Raw genomic sequence first — 18,007 nt, 5'->3', positions numbered from 1 at the left:
GCCGGGTAGCCGCGTGCGGCGCGGATAACCGCTGAAGGCATCTAAGCGGGAAGCCGTTCCAGGGATTAGTTCTCCTTCCGGTAAGGGCCCAGGTAGACTACCTGGTCGATAGACGGCAGGTGCAAGGCTGGCGACAGCCTCAGCCGAGCCGCACTAATCGCCCGAGCTCTTCCGGAACCGCACCTCGCGGCCCGCGGGACATGCGCTCATGCGCGGTCCGGGCACGAGGATGCCCCCGAGTCATCTTTCCTATGCGCCATGCGGCCCCCAGGGCACGTGAGAAGACACCCGGACACCGTAACGGTGGGCGCCGCCCACCGGTCAGCGGCCAGAGCATGGGGGGCACGCCCGGTCCCGTTCCGAACCCGGAAGCTAAGCCCCATCGCGCCGAGAGTACTGCGGGGTCAGCCCGTGGGAGGCCAGGGCGCCGCTGACCGGTGGACGGCACCGAGCCGTACGCTTGAACTGAGAAGGGGGAGGCCTCGCGGCCTCCCCCTTTTTGCGTTGTATACACGTTGTACTTTGGGACCTAGCTCCCCCGTATGCGCTCTTACTGTTTGGCTGTATTTTGAGTCCATCTAGTGTATTTGAGCGATAATTACTCGCATTGGCGTTAGGGAGGGCTTGATGTTTACCGTATTTGTCTTGGGCAATATTGCTTCGGGTAAGTCGACTGCCTGCCGCTATTTCGAATCTCGTGGCGCTATGCTTATCGATCTGGATGAGCTTGCAAAATCGCTGTATGTGCCGGGCTCTGATATCGTCAATACACTCGCGGATGAATTCGGTTGGGACATTTTGGATGAGGAAGGCGGCATTCGCCGCGGCATCCTCGCTTCTCGAGCTTTCGCTTCTCCTGATTCGGTCGCACGGCTCAATGACATCGTGCATCCCATTCTGATTGAACAGCTTTCGCTTAGGATTCTCGATCCGGTTTGTTGTACTGTTTCATCTCCCCGTTATCCTTTTGCGGTGGTCGAGGTTTCTGCTCCGACTGGTTTTGAGGATGCATTTGGCTTGGCTGATGAAATTTTGGTCATCAGCGCCCCTTTGTCAGTTCGTCGCGAGCGCGCTATTCAACGTGGCATGGAGCCATCTGATTTCGATGCCCGTTCTGCTTGCCAGCCCGAAGAGTCTGCGCTGTGCAATCTCGCTACAACTGTGATTGACAATGCGGCAGACGATAACTCGCTCTTTGAACAACTGGACGCATGGCTTTCGCGCCATGGGTTCGGGGATGTAGTGGATAAGGAGGAGGCCGATGCCTAAGACACGTTTCCTTACGTGGTATCGCCTTATACCGCTGGCTGCCGTTTTTGCCTTCGGCCTTATCTCATTCGTTTACTCGTATGCTCCTGCCGCTTTCTTTAAGCCGCTGTATCCGATTGACTACGAGGCGTATGTAAAGCAATCCAGTATTTCGCATAATCTGGATCCGTATCTGGTGTGCGCTGTCATTAAGTCTGAATCGAATTGGGATCCCGAGGCCGAGTCGAATCAGGGTGCTCAGGGATTGATGCAGCTGATGCCCGAGACTGCCCAGGATATGATCGCCAAGGGCCTTGTCGACGGTGGCGAGTATTCGGCCGACAACCTTAACGATCCGGCTACGAATATCGAGTTTGGCTGTGCGTATCTCTCGTATCTTCTAGCGTATTTTAACGGGTCGACTGACAGTGCCATTGCCGCCTATAACGCCGGCATGGGCAATGTCGACGGATGGGCGCAGCAGAGTACGTCGCTTCATAATGCAATCACCTTTCCCGAGACGCAGGCGTATCTGATTCGTGTCAATAATGCCTGGGTTCGCTACAAGACCCTCTATCCCGATCGGTTCGTATAGGACTATGCCTGCCGCCTGCGTATACTGCAGATATATGAGTTAGGAGTATCCATGGCGGAATTTGAAGTAGAACGCGTTGGTGGTGAACTTAAGCGCTTTGGCGTTGAAGGCTCTGACGTGCCGTTTAAGGTCGTGTCTCCCTATGAGCCTGCCGGTTCCCAGCCTAAGGCCATTGAGTCGCTTGTGCAGGGCGTGAGGGACGGAGACCGCTATCAGGTTTTGCTGGGCGTGACTGGTTCGGGCAAGACCTTCACGATGGCAAAGACTATTGAGGCCCTGGGAAAGCCGACGCTGGTCATGGCTCCGAATAAAACGCTCGCCGCTCAGCTTGCGAGCGAGCTCAAAGAGTTCTTTCCCAACAACGCTGTGGTCTACTTCGTCTCGTACTACGACTACTATCAGCCCGAGGCGTATGTGCCGCAAAGCGATACATATATCGAGAAAGACTCCTCGATTAACGAAGAGGTTGAGATGCTGCGACATCAGGCGACCGCATCGCTGCTCTCTCGACGCGATGTGATCGTTGTCGCATCGGTCTCGTGTATCTATGGCATTGGCTCTCCTGAGGACTATGCGGGTCTGGCTCCAAACGTCGACAAGAAGGTGCCGCTCGAGCGCGATGACTTTATCCATGCACTTATCGACATTCAATATGATCGCAATGACTATGACCTGGCACGCGGCACGTTCCGCGTGCGCGGCGATGTTGTCGACGTGTATCCGCCTTATGCCGAGCATCCGTTGCGGTTTGAGTTCTTTGGCGACGAGGTCGAGCTGATTGCCGAGATCGATGAGGTCACCGGTGAGATGCTTCGTGAGTACGAGGCCATCCCCGTATGGCCGGCATCGCACTACGTGACCGAGAAGCCGAAGGTCAAGACGGCTCTGAAATCGATCAGCGAAGAGTGCGAGAAGCGCGTAGCGGAGCTCAAGGCGACCGACAAGTTGCTCGAGGCGCAGCGTCTGCAGCAGCGCACCGATTATGATCTTGAGATGCTCGAGACGATGGGCTTTTGCAACGGCATCGAGAACTACTCGCGTCATCTGGACGGTCGCAAGCCGGGTGAGCCGCCGTTTACCCTAATCGATTACTTTCCCAAGGATATGCTCTGCATCATCGATGAGAGCCATGTGACGGTGCCGCAGATTCGCGGCATGCACGAAGGTGACCGCTCGCGTAAGGTGACGCTGGTGGAACACGGTTTTCGCCTGCCCTCGGCGCTCGATAACCGCCCGCTTCGTTTCGATGAGTTTGAGGCAAGGATACCCCAGTTTATCTATGTTTCGGCCACGCCGGGCGATTACGAGCTGCGGGTGAGCCAGAACGACGTTGAGCAGATTATTCGTCCGACCGGTCTGCTCGATCCCAAGATCGACGTGCGTCCGGTTCGCGGTCAGATTGACGATCTTGAGGACGAGATTCGCGAGCGCGTTGCCCGCAAGGAGCGCGTGCTGGTGACCACGTTGACCAAGCGCATGGCCGAGGACCTGACCGACCATCTGCTTGATGCGGGCATTAAGGTCAATTACATGCATTCTGATACGGCGACAATGGACCGTGTCGAGATCCTGCGAACGCTGCGCGAGGGCAAGATTGATGTTCTCGTTGGCATCAACCTGCTTCGCGAGGGCTTGGATCTTCCCGAGGTCTCACTGGTGGCAATTCTCGATGCCGATAAGGAAGGCTTCTTGCGCAACCGCCGTTCGCTGATTCAGACGATTGGCCGCGCGGCCCGTAACGCCGATGGCGAAGTCATCATGTATGCGGACGTTGTGACCGATTCGATGAAAGAGGCCATCGAGGAGACGCAGCGCCGTCGCGAGATTCAGATGGCATATAACGAAGAGCATGGCATTGTGCCCAAGACGGTGCGCAAAGCCATCAACGACATCTCAAGTTTTATTGCCGAAGCCGAAAAAACCGTGGGTTCCAAGGGGCGCTCGAAGGGCGACTCCCTTGGCCATGGCGCATTCTATACGCCCGATGAGTCGGGCGAGGGCGGCGTGCCGGAAACGGTGGCACCCGAGCAGACACTTGCGGAGCAGTTGGAAGAACTGCCGCATGACGAGCTTGTGCGGATCGTCGAAACCATGGAAGAGGATATGCGCAACGCTTCTGCCGCCATGGACTTTGAGGAGGCGGCGCGCCTGCGCGATGCCGTCGTTCAGATTCGGGCGATGCTCGAGGGTGCGTCTGAGGACGAGACGATCGAGCGCTTACGTTCGCAGGCCCGCAAGGGTTCCACGTTCGCATCGGGCAGAAAACGCCAGGGTGCACGGTTTAAGAAATAGCGAACAGGCCCCGAGTTCCCTGTGGAGCTCGGGGCCTGTGTCTTTTGCGTGCTGGAATTCGTGCGCTAGAGGTCTGCGATCAGGGCTTCGGCACAACGGATGCCGTCGGTGGCCGCGCTCATGATGCCGCCGGCATATCCAGCTCCCTCACCACAAGGGTAGAGGCCAGGGGTCGACACGGCATGGCACGTTCGGTCTCGGGTGACAGTGACCGGTGAGCTTGAACGAGTCTCCACGCCGGTAAGAACGGCATCGGGGCGGTCGTAGCCTCGTAGCTTTTTTCCGAGTAGGGGAAGTCCCAGGCGGAGCGACTCGACGATATGCTGCGGCAGGGCTTCGTCAATTGCCGTCCAGGTCACACCGAGCGGATAGGTGGGCTTTACCTTTCCGGGCGCCATGCTGACGCGTCCTGCGAGGAAATCTCCGACGAGCTGTGCCGGTGCGTTCCAGTTGGAACCGCCCAGGCGATAGGCGGCCGCCTCGCAGGCACGCTGGAGCTCGATGCCGGCGAGCGGGTCATCGTTGGGAAGGTCCTCAGGCGTGACGTTAACGAGCAGGGCGGCGTTTGCGTTGCGTCCGTCGCGGGCATTGAGGCTGGCGCCGTTGACGCACAGGTGGCCCTGCTCGGAAGAGGCGGCGACAACCTGCCCGCCGGGGCACATGCAAAACGAGAACACGCTGCGGCCGTTGGGAAGATGGGCGACGAGCTTGTAGGGGGCTGCTCCGAGGGCAGGATGTCCCGCCGAGGCTCCATATTGGGCTCGGTCGATGTCGCGCTGCGGATGCTCGATGCGAACGCCCATGGCAAAGGTCTTTTGTGCGAGGGCCACGTTGTGGTCTTTAAGGAGCTCAAAAATATCGCGAGCAGAATGCCCACAGGCGAGGATGAGGTGCTTTGTCTCGATTGGCTCGCAAGCGGCGTCTTGGGACGATTGGACATCAATACCGGTAATGGCGCCAGACGCGTCGATGTGAATGTCGACGAGCTTTGTTCGATAACGGACGACACCTCCGAGCTGCTCGATGCGCTGGGATATGGCGGTGACAACCGTGGGAAGGATGTCGGAGCCAATGTGCGGCTTGGCATCCCACAGAATATCGCGGGGCGCACCCGCCTCGACGAAGGTTTCGAGGATAAGGCGATGGGCGGGATTTTTTGTTCCCGTATTGAGCTTGCCGTCCGAGAAGGTCCCCGCGCCGCCCAGACCAAACTGGATATTACTCTCGGGGTCGAGGATGCGCTCCTTTAGAAAGAGGTCGATCGCATGCGAGCGGCGAAATGCCGGGTCGCCGCGCTCGATGAGCAAGGGCTTAAGACCTGCTTCGGCGAGAGTTAGCGCAGCGAAAAGGCCAGCGCATCCGGCGCCGACAACGACAGGGCGTTCTTGAGGTGCGTCGGAGACGGGGGTGGGGAATGAAGACCCATCGTCTTCTATCGCGCGTACGCGCGAGCGGTCACGCTCGGAAACGCTGTCGACCGCTTCTCGCTCGAGGTGGGGACTGGTCAGCTCAACACGAAAGCTCAGGATAAAATGGACGTCTCGTTTTTTGCGAGCATCGATTGACTTGCGATGGAGCACGATGGACTTGATCTCGGAGTCCTTGCAACGTAGGACGCGCTTGGCGACTCGCTTGCCAACAATGAGGCAGGCATTTTCATCGCCGGCTTCATCGAGCGACGCGTTGACTTGGGTGATTTCGATCATCGAGGTCTCCTTAGAGGCAAGAAAGAGGCCGTCCGGTATCCCAGACGGCCCGAATGCGTTTTTGATTATAGACTGCGCGGCTACAGGCTGCTTGCAGCGCGAATGCCCGAGAGCCATGCCCACGCAAGGTTAAAGCCTCCGCAATCGGCGTCGATGTCGAGCGCTTCGCCGCAGACGTAAAGCGGGGCGTCGACAACGCTGCGCGCGCGTAGACTGGGTATTGAGATGCTCTCGACAGATACGCCACCACGCGTGACCTGCGCCGAGCGCTCCTCGGCTGTTCCCTCGACGAGCAACTTAAAGTGTTTGAGGATTGAGACCAGGTGGATGACATCGTTGGAGCCTGGATGGCACTGCTCGAACGTCGTGCAGACGACGCGGGAGAGTTGCGGGGCGAGCATGCCGTCGAGCCAACGGGGATCGCGGGGAGAAAAGCCGCCGAGCAGCTCAACGCGCCGGTTGAGCATATCGAGCAGCTCGTCTTTGGAGAGGTCGGGGAAAACGTCGAGCAGGATCGTATCGCCGCGCTGGATACGACGGGAGAGGTTGAAGACAGCGACGCCCGAGATACCGAAGGTTCGAAACAGGACTTCACCGTCTTCGTGCCAGAGCTCATTATGATTGCGGGCGAGCGTCAAGCGGGCGCGGACGCGCAGGCCATCCAACGTCTTGAGTGCCGCCCGATCGCCGACGACCGTTGCCGATACGGGGCAGAGGATGGGGCGCAGCGAAGTGAGGGGGAGGCGAAACGTATCGGCGATACCGGTGGGGTTGCCGCCCGTGGCGATAATTACGGCATGTGCCTGCAGGGCCTCGTTCTTGCGAGGGACATCGGCGAGCGCTTTCCGAAGCGAGCGAAGCTCCGATTTTCGGTCGTCGTGCTTTTTTGCCTTGAGCGCCCGCGCTGGACGGTCTATTTGGAGTGCCCAGCCTTCGGAAGCTTTGTGTGCCGAGGCAACGTTGGCTCCGCAGATTAAGGTGATACCCAGGCGGTCGCAAACATTGAGAAGTGCGTCGCGCACCGATTCGGCGCGAAGGGAGCGCGGGTACAGCCGGCCTTCCTCGGAGGTTGTCATGATGCCCAGCGAGGAGAAGAAACCCATAAGCTCTTGTTCGGGCTGGGGGCCCATGACGGATTCGACGAATGCGGGGTGGTTATACCGCTGAGGATCAATCGATTCGTTGGAGAGGTTGCAGCGGCCGTTACCGGTCGCAAGGAGCTTTAGGCCGCAGGCGACATCGCGCTCAACGATGCAGACGCTTTTGCCAGCGCGTGCGGCCGTAATGGCGGCGGCGAGGCCTGAAGCTCCGCCGCCGATTACCAGGACGTCATAGAAGGCGCTCGTGTTCACTTAGGCCTCGTCGGTCTCGTGCGGGGTAATAGCCTCGACGGCAGAGACTGCCTTGGGCAACATGCCATCGGGCAGCGCGGTCTCGACCTCGCCCTTATCGCAGGCCTCGGCGAGTGCCGGATTAATGGGAAGCTGGCCCAAGATGTCGAGGTTATAGCGCTCTGCGACCTCGGGGAGCTTGCTCTTGCCAAAGACCTCGATCTTCTTGCCGCAGTCGGGGCACTCGATATAGCTCATGTTCTCGACAATGCCCAGAATGGGGACGTTCATCTTCTCGGCCATGTTGACCGCCTTGGCGACGATCATCGAGACCAGATCCTGCGGGCTCGTGACGATAACGATGCCGTCGACGGGCAGCGACTGGAAGACGGTGAGCGCGACGTCGCCTGTTCCCGGAGGCATGTCGACCAGCAGGTAGTCGATGGGGCCCCACGAGGTCTCGCTCCAGAACTGCCTAATGGCGCCTGCGATGACCGGACCGCGCCAAAGGACGGGGTCGGTCTCGTTTTGGAGCAGAAGGTTGGAGCTCATGACCTTGACGCCGTGCTCGGAGATTTCAGGCAGCATAAGGTTGCCAAGGGCATGGACGTGGCGTCCGCTCATACCGAACATCTTGGGGATGGAGGGACCGGTGATGTCGGCATCGAGGACGCCGACCTTGTGGCCGTGGCGGGCAAGCTCGGTGGCGATGGCACCGGTGACAAACGACTTGCCGACACCGCCCTTGCCGGAAAGCACGGCGATGACGCGCTTGACCTCGGACAGCGTATTCTCCTCAAATTGCGACGGCGACGTTTGTCCGCCGGCGGCCTGTGCGTGCTCGCAACCCATGTATGACTCCTTTGTATATGTTGGGGCCGGGGCCCCGCGATGTGACACGAGCGTCATTGTACCCTCGTTTGCGAGCGGGAGTCATTTGCGATGCATTTGGGCCGAGCGTGCTTGCAATACGATGGGCCCAAGCGAATGGGCGGGCTTACTGAACTTTGCTGGCGAACTCGAGGTATTGCATGCGCTGCAGCTTGTCGATCGTCGAGGTGTATGGGCTGTCTTCAGATTCCAAGTCGTAGCGCAGCCCGTCGGCACCGAGATAGCCGGCGACATTGATGGTGGGCACATCTGATCTTGTTGCAAGCAGGGCCTTTTGATAGTCGGTGAGCGGGGCGCCGATCTTATTAAGGGTAATGGCTGCAATCTCGTTTGCCCCGACGGTGTCGTAGACGTTGAGCTCGGTATTGCCGGCGATTTCATAGTTAGCCCAGACGAAATAGGTCGACTGATAGACACGGAAAGCGTGGCTTGCCGTGTCTTCCTGAGGGTACAGCTCGTCGTTGAGAGTCGTTGCGGCGCTCGGCTGATGGTCGCCAAAAAAGACAAGGACAACCGGTCTGCCGATATTGCGGAGCTCGTTGATAAAGTACTCGAGGTCCCGGTCGGATGCGTTGATGCAGGTGAGATAGGTGTTGAGCGCGCTATTGGCGCCCTCGCTGGCTCCCTCGACCCAATAGTTTGTCAGCTCTTCGGCGGGAACGGTGCCATAGTCGTAGCCGCCGTGATTTTGCATCGTGACGTCAAAGATGAACTGCGGCGCTTCGTCGGTTCTAAGCAGGTCGAGTATCTTGTCGTAGGTGGCGTAGTCGCATACGCCGGCATGGTAACAGGGCGCACCTTCGAAATCGCCGATTGAAAGAAAGTCTCCAAAGCCCAGCTGCTGATAGATTTTATCTCGATGGTAGTTGACGGGGTTTTGCGGGTGCATGGCGGTAGCGGTATACCCAAGCTCTTTAAGGTCCCTTGCCAGGCTGTTGACGCCATTCATCTGATACAGCTGATAGGGGATCTTGCCTAATCCGACAAAGGCCGTTGTCGCTCCGGTCAAAAATTCGAATTCGGAGTTTGCCGTTCCGCCACCGGTGACCGAAGCGAGCATGGTGCCGCGAACAAGTGTGTCGGGAAGCGAGTTGTAGAATGCGGGGCCGGTGTACCCGGCCGCCTGGAGCTGCTCAAAGCACGAAAGGTCGCTAAAACTCTCGTTCATGACGGCAACAAGCGTCGGCTTGATTTCATTGAACTGGGCAACGGCAGCCGCGCGCTGCTCGCTCGAGCCATACGTGCTGTCGTAGGCGGCGGCGAGCTCCTGCTCGATGCTCTGCGCCTCATCGGGCGTATAGTCTTCGGGCTTCTCAATGGGCAACTCGTTGACCATTTCGGTGAACGAAGTGATAAAACCCTGAGACGTATATGTGGTGATGGGCTGCCAACGGTCAAATCCAAAATCCAGCGCCTGCTCCAAGTCGATGCTGGAAAAGCCCGAGAGCCCCACAACGGTCACTAGCAGAAAAGCGCAGAGGTTAGCGGCGATTGCGGGGAAGACATGGGTGGACGTACGGAGCTTTCGCGGTCGGATAAGCGAAAGAAGCCCCAGAGAAATCTCCAGCAGGGCGAGAGAGGTTACGATTCCGGCGGTAAAGGTAAACTCGTATCCCTCGCTCACCTCCATTGCGGTGCCAAGGGCCAAGATATCGCTTGGCAGGATGGCTTCGCCTTTAAACGTAATGACGAAGTGCTCGGCAATGCCAAGGATGCAACAGACGACGGGCACGAGGACCATGACGCCTCCATGACGCTGTCCCAGCAAATAAAGGGAGAGCAGAACCGTCGCGAGCAGCCCGACGGAAAACCCGAATGAGTTGGCAGGAATGCGATAGAACGTTTCGTTGCAGGCAATTTCGAGTGAAACGAACGAGAGCGCTGAAACAGCGGCGATGACAAGGATGTCACGGCAAATACAGGCAACTGTTCCCGTCGCAAGATCGGTTTGGTCGATAAGTCCCGAAACCAAGGGCTCGACAAGAAGTATGACGGCGGCAGCACCGAGCGCCGAATAAGAAAGGACCCATAGGGAACTGTCCTCATTTACGAGCAATTGATTCGTAATCCATGCAGCTACCATGCCGAGCGGGATGAGGAGCGTCGCGCACCAAAAGACGCGGGCAATGGGCGGCTTTTCATTGTGTTTGATTGAAAAATACACGCGCACGACGACGGTGGCCACGATAAGGATGGCGATGAATATGGGCAGATTGGCCATGTCACTCGAAGTGATTTCAAGGGGGATATCTTCGGTCATGGACGTTCCTCTGTTACAGCAAATTAAGTTCAGTATTAGATTACTGTAACCTTTCCGCGGCATTTCGAGAAACAAAGCACCCGATACGCAAAGCTAAAGGTCTGCGAATCTTGTATTACGAACATCTGTGCGCGTCGAGTGCGCTAAACTCATCGGCAGTATGATTCGATGCAATAGGAGGCAAGGAGCTTCCATGTCTGATTCTTCTATCGTTATTCACGGCGCTCGTGAGCACAACCTCCGTGATATCGATGTTTCCATTCCGCGTGACCAACTCGTGGTCATTACCGGTCTTTCTGGCTCGGGCAAGAGTTCGCTTGCATTTGACACTATCTATGCCGAGGGCCAGCGTCGATACGTCGAGAGCCTTTCGAGCTATGCGCGCCAGTTCTTGGGCCAGATGGACAAACCCGACTTGGATTCAATCGACGGCCTTTCGCCGGCGGTGTCGATCGACCAAAAGACGACGTCTAAAAACCCTCGCTCGACGGTTGGCACCGTAACCGAGATTTATGACTATCTGCGCCTGCTGTTCGCTCGTGTGGGCACCCCGCACTGTCCCGAATGCGGCCGCGTCATTGAGCGCCAGACGACCGACCAGGTTGCCGACAAGGTCTTGGCGGCGGGGGAGGGCCGCCGCGCGTTTGTGCTGGCACCGGTGGTGCGCGGGCGAAAAGGCGAGTACACCAAACTGTTCGAGGACCTTCGCGCCGAGGGCTTTAGCCGCGTGCGCGTTGACGGCGAAGTGCGCTCGCTCGACGACCCTATCGATCTGGACAAAAAGTTCAAGCACGATATCGAGGTCGTGGTCGATCGCATCGTGATCCGTGAGAACTCTCTTGGCCGTATCGCCGAGTCTGTTGAGCAGGCGACCGCGCTGGCTCACGGCAATGTAAACGTGTACATGCTGCCCGATCGTGATGCTCCCGAGGGGACCGAGGGCGAGCTTCTGGAGTATTCGTTGGCCTTGGCGTGCCCGGAGCATGGACATTCCATTGACGATCTTCAGCCGCGTGATTTTTCGTTCAACGCTCCCTATGGCGCATGTCCTGAGTGCGACGGCCTGGGCTTTAAGAAAACCGTTGATGCCGAGGCGCTGATTGAGGATCCCTCGAAGTCCATTGCCGACGGAGTCTTTGGTAGCCTGTTTGGCAATTCGAACTACTATCCGCAGATTTTTGCTGCGGTCTGCAAACACTTTAAGGTGAACGCTGATACGCCGTGGGAGGACTTGCCCCCTCGCGTGCGTCGTGCATTCTTGGATGGCCTGGGCGATACGAAGATCTCGGTCGACTACCAAAAGCTCGACGGACGTCGCAGCCAGTGGGATACCAAGTTTTCGGGCGTTCGCAACATCCTGTACGAACGCTATACCGAGACGACGAACGAGAACACCAAGGCGCGCCTGGAGAAGTACATTCGCGAGGAGCCGTGCTCGACCTGCCACGGCGCTCGTTTGCGCTCCGAGATGCTCGCCGTCACCGTGGGCGGCAAGTCCATTTACGAGGTTTGTTGCCTGTCGTGCCGTGAATCGCTCGAGTTTTTTGAGGGCCTGGAACTCACCGAGCGCCAACAGTTTATCGGCGGTCGTATCGTCAAGGAAATTCTGGAGCGCTTGCGTTTTCTGGTCGATGTTGGACTCGACTATTTGACGCTCGATCGTGCCTCGGCGACGCTTTCTGGTGGCGAGGCACAGCGTATTCGACTGGCAACGCAGATCGGCGCGGGTCTCATGGGCGTGCTCTATATTCTGGACGAGCCCTCGATCGGTCTTCATCAGCGTGACAACGAGCGCCTGATCAAGACGCTCGAGCGCCTGCGCGATATCGGCAATACCGTTATCGTTGTCGAACACGACGAGGATACAATCCGTGCCGCCGACTACGTGATCGACATGGGGCCCGGCGCCGGTGTCAACGGCGGACACGTAGTCGCGGCGGGAACGCCTGCCGATATCATGGCGTGTCCTGAGTCGATGACGGGCGCTTATCTGACCGGCAAACGAATGATTCGGGTGCCTGATGAACGGCGCAAGCCCGGTCGCGGCTGCCTTAAAATTACGGGCGCTCGAGCCAACAACCTCAAAAACGTTACCGCCAAGATCGAGTTTGGTACGCTTACGGTTGTTACCGGCGTGTCGGGATCGGGCAAGAGCTCCCTGGTTACCGACACCATTGCGCCTGCCCTTACGAATGCTATTCACCGTTCGACGCGCCCTGTGGGTCCGTATAAAAAAATCGAGGGCATCGAGTGTATCGATAAGGTTATTGATATCGACCAGTCGCCGATTGGCCGCACGCCGCGTTCCAACCCTGCTACCTATATCGGCCTGTGGGATGATCTTCGCGCGCTGTTTGCGAGTACGCCGGAGTCGAAGGCGCGCGGCTACTCGCCGGGTCGTTTCTCCTTTAATGTGAGTGGCGGGCGCTGCGAGGCGTGCAAGGGCGACGGGCAGATCAAGATTGAGATGCACTTCCTTCCCGATATCTACGTTCCCTGCGAAGTTTGCGGCGGTAAACGCTACAACCGCGAGACACTCGAGGTCACCTACCGTGGCAAGACCATCTCGGACGTGCTCGACATGAGCGTCACCGAGGCGCTGGCCTTCTTTGGGAATATCCCGCAGATTAAGCGCAAGCTCCAGACGCTGTACGATGTAGGCTTAGGCTACGTGAGCCTGGGCCAGCCCGCCACGACTCTCTCGGGCGGCGAGGCGCAGCGTGTGAAGCTCGCCAAGGAGCTTCATCGACGCCAGACGGGCAAGACGTTCTATATTTTGGACGAGCCGACGACCGGTCTTCATTTTGAGGACGTCCGCCAGCTGCTCGATGTGCTGCAGCGCTTGGTCGATGCGGGCAACACGGTGCTGGTGATTGAGCACAACCTTGATGTCATCAAGGTTGCCGACCGCCTGATCGATATGGGTCCCGAGGGCGGTAACGGCGGCGGAACCGTCGTGGTTTCGGGCACACCGGAGCAGGTTGCGGACTGTCCGCAGAGTTATACGGGCAAGTTTTTGGCGCCGTTGCTCAGGCGTGACCGGGAGCGTCAGGCTCAACTTGATGCTTAATAAATAGGCGATTCAGTTTATGGGCGCCATCGACTCCTTGTGATTCGATGGCGCATGCTGTGCCGATGTGACGTATGCAGTCGAATTGGACATATACTTAATCTTTGCGTCCGAATGCGAGGGAAAGGATATGTCATGGCAAAGGCTGTAAAGACGCCAAAAACCAATGCGATGCGCGAGCTGGAAAGTGCCGGCATTTCCTATGTTCTACATACGTACGAAGACGATGGTGATGAGTCGGTGGGCCTGGGGGTCGCGATTTCGGAGCAGCTTGGCGAGGAGCCCGGTCAAGGATTTAAGACTTTGGTCTGCGTGACACCGTCCAACGACTATGTCGTGTGCTGCATCCCTGTTGCCGACGAGCTCGATCTAAAGTCCGCCGCGCGTGCCGCGGGGGAGAAGTCCTTGGCCATGATGCATGTGAAGGATTTGCTTGCGGCGACTGGCTACGTTCGCGGCGGCTGCAGCCCGGTCGGTATGAAAAAACGCTACCGGACGCTCATTGATGAGACATGTATCCTTTGGGATACCATTTTTATTTCGGGAGGCAAGCGTGGTTATCAGCTCGAGCTTGCACCCGATGATTTAATTGCATTTTGCGGGGCGACGGTTGCCGCGATTACGAGAGAGGACTGAGCGATGCCGCAGGAAGAATTGAAGCGCGGAGCTCATTTTGCAAGAGAATCTGCGCCTCAGACACCCTCGTCCGAAGCTCCTTCGTCGCGAGATGACACTGACGACATGGGCTCGTCGGACTACTCCACGGTTGGTCGTTCCGCCGGGCTTATGACCATCCTGACCATCGTGTCTCGCGTCACCGGTTTTATCCGCACGTGGGCAATGGCGGCCGCTATCGGCATGTCGCTACTCTCGTCCTCCTATCAGGTCGCCAACAACCTGCCCAATATGCTCTACGAACTCGTGATGGGCGGCATGCTCGTGACGGCGTTTTTGCCCGTGTACATGGGCGTGAGGCGTGAGCAGGGTCGCGAGGCCTCGAACGAGTACGTGGGCAACCTGCTCGGCATTCTGCTTTTGGTGCTGGGTGGCATTTCGTTGCTGGGGACCGTGTTCGCCCCGGGCTTTATCTGGACGCAATCGTTCCTTTCGGGTGACGGCGGCAGCATGGATACCGCTGCGTTCATGTTCCGTTTCTTTGCCATCCAGATTCTGTTTTATGGTTTGGGCTCGGTGTTCTCGGGCGTTCTCAACGCACACCGCGACTACTTCTGGTCGACGTTTGCCCCGGTCCTCAACAATGTGATCGTCATTGCGAGCTTTATGGGTTTTGCGCCCGTGTCCGCACAGTTTGGCGAACGTACCGGCATCATCTTGATTGCGGCCGGTACGACCCTCGGTGTCTTTGTTCAGATGGCATGTCAGATTCCCGCGCTTGGCAAGCACGGCGTGCATCCCCATATCCATATCGACTTTAAGGACCCCGCACTGCGCCAGACGATTGCGCTTGGTATCCCGACGCTGCTCGCCACGGTGTGCATGTTTGTCTCGACTTCTATCACCAACGCTGCCGCGCTGGTGGTCCAGCCCGAGACTGGTCCTTCCGTCATCGCCTATGCGCGCCTGTGGTACACGCTGCCCTACGCGCTGATTGCCGCCTCGCTTTCGACGGCGCTCTATACCGAGCTCTCTCACGACGCGCAGGAGAAGGATTACGACAGCGTTCGCACGGGCATTTCGCGTGGTGTCGCCCAGATGCTGTTCTTCCTGATTCCGTTCGCGCTGTACCTGATTGTCTTCGCGCGTCCGCTCAACATGATTTACTGTGCCGGCAAGTTTGATGAGTCCGGCGTGACGCTGGTGTCCGAGTACCTTGTCTACCTGGCGCTCTCGCTGCCGCTCTACGGCGTGGTCGTGTTGATGCAGAAGAGCTTCTCTGCCTTGCTCGACATGAAGCCCTATAGCCGCTATTGCCTGTATTCCGCCATCGGCCAGGCCGGCTCGGTTCTGCTGTTTGGCGTTGTGCTGGGCTTCGGTATGCCGGCAATCGCGCTTTCGTATGTCGTCGACTACGTGATCTTGGTCGGCTGTTCGCTGTGGTGGCTGCGTCGTCGCCTGCGTGGCCTTCAGGTCAAATCTATCCTACATGGCGGTTTCTTTGGCCTTTTGCTCGGTGGCCTAGGTGCTGCCGCAGGCGCCGGCGTCATGTATGCGCTTGAACACTTTGTCGGGGCACTTGGCGGCTCGATTCTGATTACTCTTGGCTATGTTTGCGTTGCGGGTGTCGTCTCGCTTGCTGTTACCTTTGGCCTTGCCGTCGTTCTTAAGATGCCCGAGGTCTCGGCGCTGCTTCGTCGCAAGTAGGTGCGTGTGGCCGGTCACGACAACATTCCAACACTCGCCGAGCAGGTTTCGCGCGTTCCCACGCAGCCCGGATGTTACCTTTGGAAAGATGCCAAGGGCGATGTCATCTACGTTGGCAAGGCGAAAAACCTGCGTTCCCGTATGCGCCAGTACGTGACGCTGCAGGATGAGCGCCAAAAAATACCGCTCATGATGCAATTGGTTGCGAGCTTTGACTACATCGTTGTCGAAACCGAGCATGAGGCGCTTGTACTCGAGCGCAACCTGATCGGCCAGTACCATCCGTACTTTAACGTCGACCTCAAGGATGACAAGAGCTACCCCTTTATCGCCATTACAAAGGGCGACCTGTATCCCGCTATCAAATACACGCGCGAGCGTCATAAGCCGGGAACGCGTTATTTTGGTCCCTATACCGATAGCCGCGCGGCGCGTGAGACCATTGACACGCTGCGCAAGGTGATCCCGATCTGCTCGGCTTCTTGTGCGGAGTGGCGTCGTTGTCGTCGTATCGTCGAGTCCCACAAGGGCGAGGAAGACATCGTCAATATGATTTGCGCGCAAAACGGGCGTCCCTGCTTCGACTACCATGTCGGGCGCGGCCCAGGTGCGTGTGTCGGCGCGATTTCTCCTACGGACTATGCCAAGAACGTCAAGCGTGTCGAGCGCTTTTTGTCGGGCCATCGCAAGGATGTCGTCGATGAGCTGACCTCCGAGATGACGGATGCCGCCGAGGCGCTCGACTTTGAGCGCGCGGCACGCGTCAAACGTCGTTTGGAGGTCATCAGGGGTCTGGACGACCGTCAGCAAGTCGTTTTTCCCTCCAGTGTCGATATCGATGTCATCGGTTTCTATCGCGAGGAGACCATCTCCGCCGCTTGCGTCTTTGTCGTGCGTGAGGGTCGAACGGTTCGAACCTGCGAGTTTATTCTCGATAAGGGTTTGGATGTCGACGAAGAGGAACTTCAATCGGGCTTCCTTAAGCGCTATTACGACGAGACGGCTGATATTCCAGCTGAGATAAACCTCTCTGTCGAGCTTGAGGATGCGGAGGCGCTGGGGGAGTGGCTTGCAGGCAAGCGCGAGCGTTCCTGCCATCTCCATAGGCCGCAGCGTGGCGAAAAGCACCGTTTGCTCGATATGGCATCCAAAAATGCGCGCCATGCCCTCATGCGCTACATGATGCGAACGGGGTACGCTGACGACCGCACCAATCAAGCGCTCCTGGAGCTCGAAAGCGCGCTGGCGCTGCCGGCGCCGCCGATGCGTATCGAGTGCTTCGATATCTCGACGCTGCATGGAACCTTTACGGTCGCCTCGATGGTGGTGTTTACCAACGGACGCGCCGACAAGAGCCAGTACCGTCGTTTTAAAATTCAGGCCGAATTGGACGAGGCAAACGACTTCGTGTCGATGTCCGAGGTTTTGGGACGACGCTATGCTCCCGAGCGCATGGTCGACGAGCGCTTTGGCTCGCGCCCCGATTTGCTCGTTGTCGATGGCGGTAAGCCGCAATTGACCGCTGCGATCAAGCAACTTGAGGCTCTTGGGCTCGATATACCGGTTTGTGGCTTGGCGAAGGCCGATGAGGAAGTTTTCGTGCCTTGGGACGAGACTCCCGTCGTGCTGCCGACCGGGTCTGCTTCGCTCTATCTAATTAAACAGGTTCGCGATGAATCGCACCGTTTTGCCATCACGTTCCATCGCGAGTTGCGCGATAAAGCCATGACGGTTTCGGTACTCGATGACGTTCCAGGCGTGGGACCCACCAGAAAACGTGCCCTTATGCGCCATTTTGGCTCGATGAAGCGTTTGCGCGCGGCGAGCGAGCAAGAGATCGCGGAAGTTCGCGGCATACCTGCCGATGTTGCCAAGGCGGTCCACGAGGCGCTCGTTGCATGGAATGCCGAGCGCGCCGAGGCGGCGGCTGGCCATTCCGATAGCTAAACACGAGCCAAACAACTGATATACATGATTGCGCGATTTTCAACCATTTATTTCGCCATGATTGCCTGCTGGTTTCGGGTTTTATTAACGCTAAAACGTTTGACTAACCCAAGCGAAAACCCTGCTATCCTGCGGGTTGACGAAGACTGATATCTCACCTCGCCGATACATACTGTCTGGCGAATCGTTTGTCAACGAATTCGGTGAACGGTAGTAAATACCGTTCAAGCGTATGTATGTATCGGTCGCCGAGCGCGGCACCTCAGTTGGGTTCGTCGGTAGGTAAGGTATATATCGTCCGCAAGTTGCGCGGGGGCAAGTCTAGGTGCTCCCGAGTAAGATTCT

Annotated in this window: 11 protein-coding genes and 2 rRNA genes; 9 read left to right on the top strand and 4 right to left on the bottom strand. The window is 57.8% G+C overall.

Annotated elements, in window-relative coordinates; genetic code table 11:
* From RX395_RS07200 to uvrB, 5 genes are all read left to right on the top strand, one after another.
* Window positions 1-178: ribosomal RNA gene (locus tag RX395_RS07200) — 23S ribosomal RNA — on the top strand; the annotation flags it as partial.
* A 142-nt stretch (window positions 179-320) separates the two neighbouring features.
* Window positions 321-436 (top strand): 5S ribosomal RNA (gene rrf / locus RX395_RS07195).
* A 191-nt stretch (window positions 437-627) separates the two neighbouring features.
* Entirely contained in the window at window positions 628-1,269 is a 642-nt protein-coding gene (gene coaE / locus RX395_RS07190) for a dephospho-CoA kinase (RefSeq protein ID WP_035138906.1), read from the top strand.
* Entirely contained in the window at window positions 1,262-1,843 is a 582-nt protein-coding gene (locus tag RX395_RS07185) for a lytic transglycosylase domain-containing protein (RefSeq protein WP_022093787.1), read from the top strand. The genes coaE and RX395_RS07185 overlap by 8 nt, the downstream gene beginning before the upstream one ends.
* Before the next feature lie 51 nt (window positions 1,844-1,894).
* Window positions 1,895-4,135, top strand: a complete 2,241-nt coding sequence (gene uvrB, locus RX395_RS07180; protein ID WP_316366527.1) for an excinuclease ABC subunit UvrB — start codon at window positions 1,895-1,897, stop codon at window positions 4,133-4,135.
* 65 nt (window positions 4,136-4,200) lie between these two features.
* Here the strand turns inward: uvrB and RX395_RS07175 are convergent, their stop codons facing one another.
* The 4 genes from RX395_RS07175 to RX395_RS07160 form a co-directional block, all read right to left on the bottom strand.
* The gene (locus RX395_RS07175) at window positions 4,201-5,841 is read right to left on the bottom strand and encodes an NAD(P)/FAD-dependent oxidoreductase (RefSeq protein ID WP_316366525.1); all 1,641 of its coding nucleotides are present in this window, start codon (window positions 5,839-5,841) and stop codon (window positions 4,201-4,203) included.
* Between the two features lie 80 nt (window positions 5,842-5,921).
* Window positions 5,922-7,193, bottom strand: a complete 1,272-nt coding sequence (locus RX395_RS07170) for an NAD(P)/FAD-dependent oxidoreductase (protein ID WP_316366523.1) — start codon at window positions 7,191-7,193, stop codon at window positions 5,922-5,924.
* The gene (locus RX395_RS07165) at window positions 7,194-8,024 is read right to left on the bottom strand and encodes an Mrp/NBP35 family ATP-binding protein (protein WP_022094864.1); all 831 of its coding nucleotides are present in this window, start codon (window positions 8,022-8,024) and stop codon (window positions 7,194-7,196) included.
* A 145-nt stretch (window positions 8,025-8,169) separates the two neighbouring features.
* Entirely contained in the window at window positions 8,170-10,323 is a 2,154-nt protein-coding gene (locus RX395_RS07160) for an LTA synthase family protein (protein WP_316366521.1), read from the bottom strand.
* 193 nt (window positions 10,324-10,516) lie between these two features.
* On the opposite strand from RX395_RS07160, the gene uvrA reads away from it, so the two are divergent.
* The 4 genes from uvrA (at window position 10,517) to uvrC (ending at window position 17,662) form a co-directional block, all read left to right on the top strand.
* Complete coding sequence (gene uvrA / locus RX395_RS07155; RefSeq protein ID WP_316366519.1) at window positions 10,517-13,393, top strand: excinuclease ABC subunit UvrA; 2,877 nt, start codon at window positions 10,517-10,519, stop codon at window positions 13,391-13,393.
* A gap of 135 nt (window positions 13,394-13,528) precedes the next feature.
* Window positions 13,529-14,029 carry a Cys-tRNA(Pro) deacylase gene (gene ybaK / locus RX395_RS07150; protein WP_316366517.1) on the top strand — a complete coding sequence of 167 codons (501 nt, stop codon included), beginning with the start codon at window positions 13,529-13,531 and terminating at the stop codon, window positions 14,027-14,029.
* Between the two features lie 105 nt (window positions 14,030-14,134).
* Entirely contained in the window at window positions 14,135-15,715 is a 1,581-nt protein-coding gene (murJ, locus tag RX395_RS07145) for a murein biosynthesis integral membrane protein MurJ (protein WP_316366515.1), read from the top strand.
* Between the two features lie 6 nt (window positions 15,716-15,721).
* The gene (uvrC, locus tag RX395_RS07140; RefSeq protein ID WP_316366513.1) at window positions 15,722-17,662 is read left to right on the top strand and encodes an excinuclease ABC subunit UvrC; all 1,941 of its coding nucleotides are present in this window, start codon (window positions 15,722-15,724) and stop codon (window positions 17,660-17,662) included.
* The last annotated feature ends 345 nt before the right edge of the window (window positions 17,663-18,007 follow it).

It is taken from the genome of Collinsella aerofaciens, assembly GCF_032584215.1.
Lineage (GTDB): Bacteria > Actinomycetota > Coriobacteriia > Coriobacteriales > Coriobacteriaceae > Collinsella.
Note: the sequence above shows the minus strand (reverse complement) of the source record. Positions and strands in the feature narration are given on the sequence as shown.

Bases quoted from the DNA above. Each gene is read 5' to 3' on its own strand.
- coaE (WP_035138906.1), top strand. From the start codon at position 628: ATGTTTACCGTATTTGTCTTGGGCAATATTGCTTCGGGTAAGTCGACT.
- RX395_RS07185 (WP_022093787.1), top strand. From the start codon at position 1,262: ATGCCTAAGACACGTTTCCTTACGTGGTATCGCCTTATACCGCTGGCT.
- uvrB (WP_316366527.1), top strand. From the start codon at position 1,895: ATGGCGGAATTTGAAGTAGAACGCGTTGGTGGTGAACTTAAGCGCTTT.
- RX395_RS07175 (WP_316366525.1), bottom strand. From the start codon at position 5,841: ATGATCGAAATCACCCAAGTCAACGCGTCGCTCGATGAAGCCGGCGAT.
- RX395_RS07165 (WP_022094864.1), bottom strand. From the start codon at position 8,024: ATGGGTTGCGAGCACGCACAGGCCGCCGGCGGACAAACGTCGCCGTCG.
- RX395_RS07160 (WP_316366521.1), bottom strand. From the start codon at position 10,323: ATGACCGAAGATATCCCCCTTGAAATCACTTCGAGTGACATGGCCAAT.
- uvrA (WP_316366519.1), top strand. From the start codon at position 10,517: ATGTCTGATTCTTCTATCGTTATTCACGGCGCTCGTGAGCACAACCTC.
- ybaK (WP_316366517.1), top strand. From the start codon at position 13,529: ATGGCAAAGGCTGTAAAGACGCCAAAAACCAATGCGATGCGCGAGCTG.
- murJ (WP_316366515.1), top strand. From the start codon at position 14,135: ATGGGCTCGTCGGACTACTCCACGGTTGGTCGTTCCGCCGGGCTTATG.